Below are 11,365 nucleotides of genomic sequence, written 5' to 3'. Positions count from 1 at the left end.
GACAAGTTCGGCTGCCCAACACGTTTTTTTCACGGAACCATGCGGGCCGCTCCACGTTATGCGCGTTTCTTGGTCCTGCGAGGCTGTGTGTCATTGGCTGCGCCTCATCTCGTTCGGGCACAGGTCGTGGCGCATCGCCCAGTCGAGAAGCGCGCCGTCGAACCGCTCGGGAGCGACCTCCTCCAGCCCGGGGATTTCATGCAGGATGATCCGGAGCGCGCGGCGCTGTGTCTCTGTCAGGCGTGCGTCTCTCCAGAGGCGGTAGATCCCGCGCGGCAGTCTCCTCTGCGGCCGCGCGGTGCTGTAGAAAAGGGCGAAGGGAATGGATTTCACCTGTGCGACGTAGCTGGAAAATTGCGGCAGGAACTGCCCGGTGAACTCGTCGGAGCCCGGGGGAAATACCTCAGCCAGCGCCATCACCGCGCGGCCCTGCGCTGCCGCCTGCGTGGTGGAGAAGACAAAGCTCACCGCCAGCGTAAGCACCAGCATTCCCGTCACCCCGGTGATGACCGAGATCAGCGACCAGCCGGTGCCCGCGGGGTTGGCGTAGCCGCCGCCCAGCGTCGAAAGAAGGTGCCCGGCGTAGGAGAGGCTGTCGGCGAAGCTCGCCGCAGGCAGGCCCTTTGTCGTTTCGAGCGATCGGCTCGCTGCGAAGAAGATCAGGCTCCAGCCAAAGGCGACCGCAGCGATCCAGACCGCGCCCAGCCACGCCATCGTCACCGGTCCGCAAATCCGATGCGCGATCCGCGTGTGACCAATCGTGCGCATCCGCGCGAAGCCGAACCGCGCGACGGCACGCGAGAGCGCCCCGGACTGTCCTGCGCCCAACGCGCACAGAAGGATGTCCCAAAGTGAAATCGCGACGAGGGCGGCGCCGAGGAGGATGAGGAAAGTGGTCAACGAAAGCTCCGGAAGGATGGAAAGGAAAGGTGGTCAGGCGGTCTCGGGCCTGACGAGCGGCAGGTAATGGCGCCGCGTCATCAGCATCAGGACCGCGAGCAGAGGCGTCGCGAGCGCGAGCCCGAGGATGCCGAAGAAGCTGCCCATCAGCAGTTGGAACGCGATCACCAGCGCCGGCGGCAGCGACATCGCCCTCTCCTGGATCTGCGGTGTGACGACATTGCTCTCGAGCGCCTGAACGCCGAGATAGAGCAGCACGACCCAAAGCATCGTGATCGGACTCACCGTCAGACCCATCGCCATGGCGGGGATCGCTGACAGGACCGGGCCGATATTGGGAATGAAGGTCAGAAGCCCTGCGAGGATCGCGAGGATCGCGGCCAGCGGCACGTTCAGCGCCCAGAGGCCGATAAAGGTCAGCACGCCGATCACCGTCATCGAAATCATCTGCGCGAAGAGCCAGCCAGACAGCGCCGCCCAGCCGGTCGCGAAACTCGCGACGATCCAGTCGCGGTCAGAGGCCGGAAAGAGCGCGGCGATCCCGCGCCGATACAGCTGCGGCTCTACCGCGCCGTAGACACCGATGAAGGTTATCAGCAACGCGTTCCCGAGCATGCCAATCGACACCATCACGGTCGTCGCGGCCCCTTCGCCGGACGGCGCCATCGCGCCCAGATCGATCGACCGCGTGAAGGAATGCAGCCAGCCATGCGAGTCGATGAATTGCTGTGCCTGCTTTCGTGCCTCGGGCAGGGCGCTCAGCAACTGGTCGAGCTGGTCTGACAGCCCCTGCGCCGCATATACGAAGAACAGCACCGCAAGCCCGATCAGCAGCAGCGCGTAGATCAGGAGCCCCCAGCCTTCGCCAATACGCAGCCTGCGCGCGATCGCGTTCCCGCCCATGCGCAGAAAAACCGCGATGAGCAGCCCTGCGAAGATCAGCAGCAGGATATGGGGAGCGATCAGGACCAGCAGAAGGAAAATCGCGATCGGCAGCCAGAAGGCGATCCGCTCGCGCGTGACCCATGCGCGCAGCCCCCGCGGCGCCGGACGCGCGTCTTCGGTGCGGGGTTGAGCCGGGTGTGACATGTCGCTCTCCGTGGCAGGTTTCGCTTGTTGAAAAGCCAACCAGTCGCCTCCGTCGAGGTTCCGTGCGCGCGACACTGCGGAAGTGAATTGTCATCCCGCTTTGGCGTCCCCTCGTACGCGCGCGAAGCATGCTGTTTTTCCCGGACTTCTTGGAACAAGATGAAAAGATATGAAAAAATGTACCCGAACAAAAAGTTCGGAATGTCTTATGTTAATCGCCTAAACTTTTTTGCCGACGCTCCGCCATCGGGCGGAACTGCGCGCTTCAAGGGGGCGTTGAGCGGACGAATATTTCAGACGTGACAGCCGTCACCATTCGTTCAATCCGGAGGTTTTTTCAGTCATGCCCGCCCGTCTCATCGTCGTGTCCAACCGCATTCCCTCCGAGGCGACGCCCTCGGGTGGGCTCGTGGTGGCGCTCCACGAGGCGCTGCGCGAAAAGGGCGGCATCTGGATCGGCGCGCATCCCGAGATCGGGTCCGAAGAGCCCGCCCTCATCGATATGGGGGGCACCCAATACGACAAGCTCGCCTTCCGTCTGACCGAGGAAGACCGCGAGGCCTATTACCTCGGCTTCGCCAATTCCGTGCTCTGGCCGATCGCGCATCACCGCACCGATCTGGTCGAGATCAATCGCAGCTTCGACGAGGGCTACCTCCGGGTGAACCGCCGCATCGCGCAGCAGATGGCCGAGGTGATTTCGCCCGAAGATCACATCTGGATTCACGACTATCATTTCTTCCCGTTGGCCGAGGAGCTGCGCAGCCACGGCGTAACCAATCGCATCGGCTTTTTCCTTCACATCCCTTTCCCCAACATCACCGATCTCGACGTGTTGCCCGATCCGCCCGCCTTCGCGCGCTGGCTGGCGCATTACGATCTCGTCGGGTTGCAGACGCGGGCCGACGTGGCGCGCTGTCTCGAGATGTTCCGCGCCGATCCGAGGGCAGAAATGTTGCCCGACGGCGCGATCAAATTCGGCGCGCAGGAGGTATCCGTCCGGTCCTTTCCGATCGGTATCTCGGCTGAGAGTTTCGCCCGGGCGGCGCAGGACTGCGCGCCGCCGCCCGCGCACGAATTGTTCGGCGACGCCTATGTCATCGGCGTCGACCGGCTCGACTACTCCAAGGGCTTGCCGCAACGCTTCCGCGCGTTCGAGCGCTATCTGGGGACCTACGACACGGGGCCACGCGCCTCGCTGGTGCAGATCGCGCCGCCGTCGCGCGAAAGCGTGCGGGCCTATCAGGAGATCACCACCGACCTGCAGCAGATCGCGGGGCAGGTGAACGGGCGCTTCGGCGAGGTCCATTGGGCGCCGATCCGTTTCCTGCACCGCCCCGTGCCGCGCGACGAGATCGCGGGGTTGCTGCGCGGCGCACGGGCCGCGCTCGTCACGCCGCTTGCGGACGGGATGAACCTCGTGGCGAAGGAATATGTCGCGGCACAGGACCCGGAAGATCCGGGCGTGTTGGTGCTGTCGCGCTTCGCGGGCGCCGCAGAGGACATGACCGAGGCCCTGCTGGTCAACCCGCATGACGTCGACGAGACGGCGGCCGCGATCCGCCGGGCGCTCACGATGCCGCTCGAGGAGCGTCAGGCGCGCCATACCGCCTGCCTGAAGGTAGTCGAGGCGACCGATACGCGGATCTGGGCGCGCAGCTTCCTCAATTGGCTCGCCGCCTGCACACCCGCGTTGCGCATTACCGGGCGCGCCGCCGAATGGCTTCGGGACGAAGAAGAGGGCCGGGAATTCGACCCGGGCGCGCGCCGCTCTATTTCAAAGGAGGAGGTCTGATATGACCATGATGTCACGAAATCTGGAGACGACCGCGTCGGAGGAGGGCGCGCTCGTCCTGATGCTTCATCCCGGGAATTGCGATCTTGAGTGCCACGGCGCGTTCATCGAGGCACTGAAGGATGACCGCTCTCACATCGTTTGCCTGTCGCAAGAAGGCGGTGGGCGCGGGGCGCTGATCGCCCAGCTCGGCGCTTGTGGCGCGACGCCGATCTGCGCATCCTTCCTGACCTATAAAGACGAGGCGCTCTCCGATCCGGAAGAGCATGGCTCGATCGCGCATGTGCTGTCCTACATCATGCAGGCGCATGGTTTGACGCGCATCTTCGTGCCCAAGCACGATGGCGATCACGCGTGCCATGCCGCAATCGAAGCAATCGCACAGAACCTGTCGCGTATCACCGGAGCGCCGGTCATTCACGCCGACGATCTGCCCGCGGAAAGCGACCTGGTCGCCGGTGGCGGCGATCCTGGCGGGAGCGGCTCGATCCTGAGCGCACATGCCTGAACGGGTTCTGTCCGGGGCCGAGCGCTCGGCGAAAGAACAAGCCGCTCGCGCATGAAGCTGCGCGAACGGCCCGGGATCGGCTTGTCGAAAAGCGGACCCTCGACAGGCCTCCCTAATGCTCGGGGCTTTGCCTGAAGCCCGTCACTTGGGCATGATCACCTTGTCGATCACGTGGATCACGCCGTTGCTGGCTTCGACATCCGCCTGCGTGACGTTGGCGTCGTCGACCATGACCGCGGGGTCGGTCTTGATCGTGACTTCCGAGCCCTGCACCGTCGCGGCCATCATCCCGTCGCTCAGATCGCCGGACATCACCTTTCCGGGCACGACGTGATAAGTCAGGATCGAGGTCAGCTTGTCCTTGTTCTCGGGTTTGAGCAGGTCATCGACGGTGCCTTCGGGCAACGCGGCGAAGGCCTCATCCGTGGGCGCGAAGACGGTGAAGGGGCCTTCGCCCTTGAGCGTGTCGACGAGACCCGCAGCCTGCACGGCGGCCACGAGCGTCTCGAAGCTGCCTGCGTTCACGGCGGTGTCGACGATATCCATTCCGTCATGATTGTCGGCATGGGCGGGGGCGGAAACGAGCGCCGTTCCGGCGAGGACAGCGGCCATGAAGGTTCTTCTCAGCATTCTCTTTCTCCCTTGGTTGGATCGTTGGCAGATCCGATGTTGGATCATGTGAGAGATACGGGAGATGCGCGGCATCGGATCACGCGCTGCTCGCAATTTTGCGCGGATTCGTGATTGCGCGTGATCGCGGGCGTTCGAAGCGGTCAGCCGTCGAGAAGATGGAGCAACTGCGCCTCGGCGCGGCGCAGCCCGTCCACCGCCGGAGCGTCCTGAGCGAGGCTGGTGAGCGCCTCCGGCTCGGCCTCGCTCAGTGCAATTACCTCGGGGTGGATATAGGAATTGCGCGCGATCGCCGGCGTGTTGTGAAGGCGCGCGGCGGCAGCCTCCGCCATCGCCTTGATCGTCACGCGCCCGTCATCCGCCTGCCGCATCGCCGCCTCGAGCGCCGCCGCCGATCCGTTCCACGTCCGGAAAGTCTTCGCCGTCAGCCCTTCGGCCCCGGTGCGATCAGCGAGGAAGGCGTTCACCTCCTCGGAGCGCACCGAGTGGGGCTCCCCCGCCTCGTCCAGCCACGTGATCAGCTCGGCGCCCGGCAAATCGTCGAGCCGCGTCAGGGCGCGTTCCAGCGTCTTGTCGCGGAGCTCGCTTTCGACCTGCGCGCCACCCTTGCCGGTGAAGGAGAAATGCAGCGTGTCCCCGTCGAGCGTCATATGCGCGCCACGCAATGTCGTCGCACCGAAACTGCGGTTCTCGCGGGCGTAATCGGCATTGCCGACGCGGATCGCAGTCCGGTCGAGCAGCGCCAGAACCGCGGCCAGCGCGAAGGCTCGGTCGCCCGGATCATGGCCGCGCAGGTCGTTCAGGATCGCGCGACGCAGGCGTGGCAGCACGGTGCCGAATTCCGCGAGCCGGCCGAATTTGCGCTGCGCGCGAAACTCGGTCCAGTCAGGGTGGTAGCGGTATTGCTTGCGCGCCCGCGCGTCGCGCCCCGTCGCCTGCAGATGCCCGTTCGGACGTGGTGAAATCCAGACGTCCTCGTAGGCAGGGGGCACCGCCAGCGCCTCGATCCTCCTACGCTCGGCACCGCGCGCGATGGTCGTGCCATCCGGGGCGGTATAGGTGAACCCGCGCCCGCAGCGCCGGCGCGTGATGCCTGGTCGGTCATCGGGATAATAGACGAGATCGGGCAGATCTTTCATGGGGCGAGAACGCCGGGGGTCTCGGCGCAGTTCCCCGCGTGTCGCGCCTATCGCGGGGCTTCGCGCAAGTCATCGGGGCGGTCGATATCGTGCAGCGTTCCGGGCGGCAGCGAATTCCGTCGCAGGTCGGGGGCGCGGCGCAGCAACGCCCCGGCGCCGCGGTCGCCTGTCAGCCGCAAAGCCGCGCCGAACAGCCTGCGCGGGATCAGCGCGGGCGGTGCGAGGCGGCCCTCGGAGGTGGCCATCCCCGGATGCGGTCCGGGTGTCGCGAGAAGCTGGCGCAGATGCGCCCGCGAGACATTGGGCATGTCGCCAAGGACGATCAGGAGATGGCTGGCCCCGCTGGCGTGCGCGGCGCGGATCGCGCGATGCAAGCTCGCGCTCTGGGCGCGGCCCGGTCCGATGCAGAGAAGGTCGAGGCCCGCGCCGCGTAGCTCCTTCGGAAGCCGGGGGCTGCGGGTGATCGCGGCACGTCGGGGGAGGCCAAGGCCCCGCAGCGTCTTCGCGGCACGCAGCACGAGCGCGGCCTCTCCGCCGGAACGCGCTGCCAGCTTGTCACGGGCACCGAAGCGCCGCGACGCGCCCGCCGCAAGAACCACGCCCATGATCTTGCGCGCCAAGCTTCAGACCCGCGCGAGTTGCAGCACTTCGGCCAGCACGGAGACCGCCAACAGCCGCGGCTCGCGCGCCTGTTCGATGAGGCCGACCGGACCGCGCAGCCGAGAGATCGCGGCTTCCGAGAGCCCTTTGCGGCGCAGCGCCACCGCGCGCTGACGTGCCGTTCGGCGGCTTCCCTGCGCGCCGATGAAGAACGCGTCGCTTTCCAGAAGCTGCGCGAGGATCGGGATTTCCCGGTCGTGATCGTGGAAGAACAACAACGCCGCCATGCGCGGATCGGGCGCGATCTCGCCAAGCGGGTTGCTGCGCCGGAATTCGTGGCTCGTCACGCCGGGCAGGGTCACCGGTTCGGGCATGACGAGATCGGCCTGATAGCCCGCGCCCGCCGCGAGCTTTGCAAAAGTCTCGGCTTCGATCCCGGTGCCGAAGACCACGAAACACGGCTCGGGCACGAGATGCAGGCTCAGATCGGTCTCGGGCTGCGGCGCGAGCGTCAGAACGCCCTGCGCGCCCGACAGGTGTAGCGAAAACGGCATGCGGGCAGCGATCGCCTTGGCCATCCGCTCTTGAGCGGAGACCGGCGGGGCAGGGATCACGGCGATGTCGAGCGCGCCGCCGCAGGGCAGCACGAGGTCGATGAAGGGCGAGCCTTCGCCGTAGCGCAAGTGCCGCGGGCAGCCGTCCTGTGCGACCTTTTTCAGATGCAGCTCAATATCGGCATCGATGCAGCCCGCCGAGAGATGGCCCCGGATGTCGCCGCGATCGTCGAGGCTCATAGCGGCACCGAGGGGGCGGTAACCCGCCCCCTCGATCCGCGTCAGAATGGCCAGCGCCGCCAACCGTCCCGGCGCGGGCAGCGGTATCTCCGCTATGCCGAGCCGGGTTTCAGTATGTGCGCGCGCGCGGAGCGGACTACCGTCCATCAGCAAACCCCTCGAGAACCTTGTCCGGCGTGGCCGGATAGTGATGCAGCCGAATGCCCGTCGCGTTGTGGATCGCGTTGATCACCGCGGCGCCGGAGCCCGAGATCCCGAGCTCGCCGACGCCCTTCGACTGGATCGGGTTGGCCTCGTCGTCGCGTTCGGGCAGGAAGACCACTTCGATGTCGCGCGGAATATCCGCATGCGAGGCGACATGGTAATTGGCCAGATCCCGGGTGACAATATGGCCGGTGCGCGGATCGTGACCAAGCTCCTCGAGCAATGCCGCGCCCACGCCCCAGACCATGCCACCGACGGCCTGGCTGCGCGCGGTCTTCTCGTTCAGCACGCGACCGATCCCGAGAACGCCGAGCATCCGACGCACCCGCACCTCGCCCGACACCTCGTTCACGGCGACTTCAACGAAATGCGCGCCATACCCTGCCGAGAAGTGGGTCTCGGCGGTTTTGCCGCCCTCGATCCTGCCTTCAGCGCTGATCGGATCGCTGAGCAGATCGACCAGCTTCGCGCTCTTGCCGTCGCCGGAGACCTCGCCGTTGCCGAGCTTCAGATCCTCGATCCGGCAGCCGAGCTTGTCGGCAAGCTGTTCGCGGATCTTGCGCGCGGCGAGGAAGACTGAAGACCCAGACGACGACGCCCCGAAGGAGCCGCCAGAGCCCGACGCGCCCGGCAGGTCGCTATCGGCCAGATGCACGGAGACCTTATCGATCGGCAGGCCCAGCATCTCGCCCGCGATCTGGCCGAGGATGGCGTAGCTACCGGTACCGATATCGGTCATGTCGGTCTCGACCAACGCACCGTCCGCGCTGAGCGTGACGCGCGCCGCAGAGGGCACGAGGAAGTTCGACCGCCCGGCGCCCGCAACGCCCATGCCGATCAGCCATTCGCCTTCGCGGCGCGTCCCTGTCTTGGGGCGCTGGTCCCAGCCGAAGCGCTTCGCGCCTTCGCGCAGGCTTTCCTCCAGCGCGCGGGCTGAATAGGCCTGACCGGTTTCGGGATGCTTTTCGGGTATGTTGCGCAGCCGCAGTTCCACCGGGCAGATACCCAGCTTCTCCGCGAGTTCGTCCATCGCAGTCTCCATTGCGAAGGTGCCGACCGCTTCACCGGGTGCGCGGACCGAGCCCGAGGGCGTGCGGTGATTGCGAGAGATATGCTGACGCATCACCCGGTTGGGCGCGGCATACATGAAGCGGCTCGCGGCATTCACCGGTTCGGAGAAGGCTTCCTCTTCGAGATTGGAGACTCGATCCTCGTGACCGATCCCGGTCAGCTTGCCGCTCTCGTCGGCGGCGAGACGAAGACGCTGCCAGGTCTCGGTGCGGCGCAGCACGGCGTCGAAAACGGTCTGACGGCTCAGCACGATCCGCACCGGGCGTTCGAGCTCGCGCGAGGCCAGCGCCGCCGCGATATGTTCCGAGGAAATGCCCAGCTTGGAGCCGAACCCGCCACCCACATAGGGCGCGAGGATATGCACCTTGTCCGACTCGACGCCAATCGCATCGGCCAGCTCCTCCTTGTTGAACCGCACCATCTGCAGCGACCCATGTAGAACAAGGCGACCGTCCTTCCACTCGGCGATACCGGCATGCGGCTCCATCGCCGCCGAGACGTGACCAGCGGTGGTGTATTCTATATCCACCGACTGCGCGGCCTTCTCCATCGCGGCGTCGAGGTCGCCCTGGATGCTTTCGCGGCCCTCGTTCAGTTCGAGATCCACCCCAGCCGGGTCGACTGGTGCGCCGGGGGTCTGTTCGTAGCTGATCTTGATCCGGGCGGCGGCATCGCGCGCGGTCTCGAAGCTTTCCGCGACCACGAGGCCGATCGGCTGGCCGTGATAATCGATGCGGTCTCCGGGCTGCACGGGCGACGCACCCGCCATGCCCTGCGCCGGGTTGCGAACGAATTTCGGCCCGTGGAACAGCCCGACATATCCGGGCAGTTTCTTCGCTTCGCTCTCGTCGAAGCCGGTGACCTTGCCGCGCGTGATCGTCGCGCGCAGCATCACGCCGTGGACCATGCCTTCAAGCGCGAATTCGGCGGCATAGGGCGCGGTGCCGGTGACTTTCAGCTTGCCCTCGGGACGATCGAGCGGGGCGCCGACCAGACCCTGATTGGTTTCGTCCAGCAGCCGTGGCTGCGCTTCATCCATCGTGAACGTGTCGCTCATGCCAGCGCCTCCACCTTGTCCGTTCCGGTCGAGGCCGGGGCCATGCCCGTCGCCTCGCGCATCACCGCGACCAATGCGCGGCGGGTCATCTCGCGTTTGAAATCGTTGCCCTCGTCGGTGACAGCGTCGGCCAGCAGCACGTCGGCGGCCCTGCCGAACAACTCCTCCGAGGGGGGCTCGCCTTCGAGCATCGCGTTGACTTGCGCATCCGCCCAGGGGCGCGCGCCGATGCCGCCGAAAGCGAGCGAGGCGGTCTTGATCGTCTCGCCGTCCATTTCGACCACGGCGGCGACCGAGACGAGCGCGAATGCGTAAGAGGCGCGGTCGCGGATCTTGCGATAGCTCTGCGTCGCGTTCGACTGCGGGGCAGGGAGGATCACTGCGGTGATGATCTCGCCCGGCTCGAGGCAGGTCTCGATCTCCGGGGTTTCGCCGGGCAGCTGATAAAGCTCGTCCAGCGCCACGGTGCGGGTCGCTCCATCGGTGCCACGGATTTCCACCTGCGCATCGAGCGCGCGCATCGCCACCGCCATATCGGAGGGGTGGGCTGCGCGACAGGCGGCCGAGGTGCCCAGGATCGCGAGCATGCGGCTGACACCGCCCTTGGCGGCACAGCCCGCGCCGGGGTTGCGCTTGTTACAGGCCATTGCCGGGTCGTAGAAATAGGGGCAGCGCGTGCGTTGCAGCAGGTTGCCGCCCGTGGTCGCCTTGTTGCGAATCTGTCCCGAAGCGCCGGCGAGCAGCGCGCGCGACAGCACCGGATAGGCGCGGCGCACCTGCGGATCGGCCGCAAGGTCGGCATTGCGCACCAACGTGCCGATCTTCAGCCCGCCCTCATGCGGCTCGATCTTGTCCAGCCCGTCGATATGGTTGATGTCGATAACCGTCTCGGGGGTCATCACCTGCAGCTTCATCAGGTCCAGCAGGTTGGTGCCTCCGGCGATGAACTGCGCGCCGTCACCCGCCTTGGAGGCCGCGTCATTGAGTGCGTTGGCGCGGAGATAATCGAAAGGTCTCATTATTTCTCCTCCGCTTCGGCGACACGCGAGATGGCCTCGCGGATGAAGGGATAGGCCGAACAGCGGCAGAGATTGCCGCTCATTCGCTCGGCGATTTCGGCATCGGTCAGTTCCGACGTGCCGGTCAGGCTGTCGCTGACATGGCTGGGCGCGCCTTCCCTGGCCTCGGCCAGCATGCCCGTCGCCGACATGATCTGCCCCGGCGTGCAATAGCCGCACTGGTAGCCGTCGCAGGAAACGAATTCCTGCTGCAGCGGGTTGAGGTTCTCGGGCGTGCCGAGCCCTTCGATCGTCGTGATCTCGGAGCCTTCATGCATCACTGCGAGGCTCAGGCAGGAATTCACCCGGCGGCCATCGACGAGCACCGTACAGGCGCCGCACTGGCCATGATCGCAGCCCTTCTTCGAGCCGGTGAGTTGTAGATGATCGCGCAGCGCGTCGAGCAGCGTCACGCGCGGATCCAGGTCGAGCGCGCGCGCCTCGCCATTGACGTGAAATGAAACCTTCATGGGGTCCCCCTTGTCCGGAATTCGGGCTTGGCGCAGCCATCTGGGGAGGC

The 11,365-nt window shown here is 66.1% G+C and carries 11 protein-coding genes; 2 read left to right on the top strand and 9 right to left on the bottom strand.

What is annotated here, in order from left to right; all coding sequences use genetic code 11:
* Positions 1–90 precede the first annotated feature (90 nt).
* A complete protein-coding gene (locus B6V76_RS07385; protein WP_077701143.1) occupies positions 91–900 on the bottom strand; it encodes a hypothetical protein in 810 nt (269 codons plus the stop codon).
* Between the two features lie 33 nt (positions 901–933).
* Positions 934–1,989 (bottom strand): AI-2E family transporter, encoded by a 1,056-nt coding sequence (locus B6V76_RS07380; RefSeq protein WP_088727068.1) that lies wholly within the window; start codon positions 1,987–1,989, stop codon positions 934–936.
* Between the two features lie 343 nt (positions 1,990–2,332).
* On the opposite strand from B6V76_RS07380, the gene B6V76_RS07375 reads away from it, so the two are divergent.
* Together B6V76_RS07375 and B6V76_RS07370 are read left to right on the top strand one after the other, a co-directional pair.
* Entirely contained in the window at positions 2,333–3,784 is a 1,452-nt protein-coding gene (locus B6V76_RS07375; protein WP_088727067.1) for a trehalose-6-phosphate synthase, read from the top strand.
* A 1-nt stretch (position 3,785) separates the two neighbouring features.
* Entirely contained in the window at positions 3,786–4,292 is a 507-nt protein-coding gene (locus B6V76_RS07370; RefSeq protein ID WP_075776299.1) for a hypothetical protein, read from the top strand.
* Positions 4,293–4,433: 141 nt separating this feature from the next.
* Here B6V76_RS07370 and B6V76_RS07365 read toward each other — a convergent pair whose 3' ends face one another.
* The 7 genes from B6V76_RS07365 to B6V76_RS07335 form a co-directional block, all read right to left on the bottom strand.
* Complete coding sequence (locus B6V76_RS07365) at positions 4,434–4,922, bottom strand: fasciclin domain-containing protein (RefSeq protein WP_088727066.1); 489 nt, start codon at positions 4,920–4,922, stop codon at positions 4,434–4,436.
* A gap of 143 nt (positions 4,923–5,065) precedes the next feature.
* Complete coding sequence (locus B6V76_RS07360; RefSeq protein WP_088727065.1) at positions 5,066–6,061, bottom strand: DNA topoisomerase IB; 996 nt, start codon at positions 6,059–6,061, stop codon at positions 5,066–5,068.
* Between the two features lie 47 nt (positions 6,062–6,108).
* A complete protein-coding gene (locus B6V76_RS07355) occupies positions 6,109–6,681 on the bottom strand; it encodes an NTP transferase domain-containing protein (protein ID WP_141104894.1) in 573 nt (190 codons plus the stop codon).
* A gap of 3 nt (positions 6,682–6,684) precedes the next feature.
* On the bottom strand, positions 6,685–7,602 hold the full coding sequence (locus B6V76_RS07350; RefSeq protein WP_088727063.1) for an XdhC family protein: 918 nt from the start codon (positions 7,600–7,602) through the stop codon (positions 6,685–6,687).
* Positions 7,592–9,787, bottom strand: coding sequence for a xanthine dehydrogenase family protein molybdopterin-binding subunit (locus B6V76_RS07345; protein WP_088727062.1), 2,196 nt, complete (start codon positions 9,785–9,787; stop codon positions 7,592–7,594). Before B6V76_RS07345 ends, B6V76_RS07350 begins: the two co-directional genes overlap by 11 nt.
* Positions 9,784–10,806 (bottom strand): xanthine dehydrogenase family protein subunit M, encoded by a 1,023-nt coding sequence (locus tag B6V76_RS07340; protein ID WP_088727061.1) that lies wholly within the window; start codon positions 10,804–10,806, stop codon positions 9,784–9,786. The genes B6V76_RS07345 and B6V76_RS07340 overlap by 4 nt, the downstream gene beginning before the upstream one ends.
* Positions 10,806–11,315: a 2Fe-2S iron-sulfur cluster-binding protein gene (locus tag B6V76_RS07335; RefSeq protein ID WP_075776292.1), complete on the bottom strand. Its 510-nt coding sequence runs from the start codon at positions 11,313–11,315 to the stop codon at positions 10,806–10,808. Before B6V76_RS07335 ends, B6V76_RS07340 begins: the two co-directional genes overlap by 1 nt.
* Positions 11,316–11,365 lie beyond the last annotated feature (50 nt).

The organism is Thioclava sp. IC9 (genome assembly GCF_002213225.1).
Taxonomy (GTDB): Bacteria; Pseudomonadota; Alphaproteobacteria; order Rhodobacterales; family Rhodobacteraceae; genus Thioclava; species Thioclava nitratireducens.
The sequence above is the reverse complement of the archived record's forward strand: the minus strand, read 5'-3'. Positions and strand labels throughout refer to the sequence as shown.

Excerpts from the sequence above, each read along its gene's own strand:
- B6V76_RS07380 (WP_088727068.1), bottom strand. The coding sequence starts at position 1,989 with ATGTCACACCCGGCTCAACCCCGCACCGAAGACGCGCGTCCGGCGCCG.
- B6V76_RS07375 (WP_088727067.1), top strand. The coding sequence starts at position 2,333 with ATGCCCGCCCGTCTCATCGTCGTGTCCAACCGCATTCCCTCCGAGGCG.
- B6V76_RS07370 (WP_075776299.1), top strand. The coding sequence starts at position 3,786 with ATGACCATGATGTCACGAAATCTGGAGACGACCGCGTCGGAGGAGGGC.
- B6V76_RS07365 (WP_088727066.1), bottom strand. The coding sequence starts at position 4,922 with ATGCTGAGAAGAACCTTCATGGCCGCTGTCCTCGCCGGAACGGCGCTC.
- B6V76_RS07360 (WP_088727065.1), bottom strand. The coding sequence starts at position 6,061 with ATGAAAGATCTGCCCGATCTCGTCTATTATCCCGATGACCGACCAGGC.
- B6V76_RS07350 (WP_088727063.1), bottom strand. The coding sequence starts at position 7,602 with ATGGACGGTAGTCCGCTCCGCGCGCGCGCACATACTGAAACCCGGCTC.
- B6V76_RS07345 (WP_088727062.1), bottom strand. The coding sequence starts at position 9,787 with ATGAGCGACACGTTCACGATGGATGAAGCGCAGCCACGGCTGCTGGAC.
- B6V76_RS07340 (WP_088727061.1), bottom strand. The coding sequence starts at position 10,806 with ATGAGACCTTTCGATTATCTCCGCGCCAACGCACTCAATGACGCGGCC.
- B6V76_RS07335 (WP_075776292.1), bottom strand. The coding sequence starts at position 11,315 with ATGAAGGTTTCATTTCACGTCAATGGCGAGGCGCGCGCGCTCGACCTG.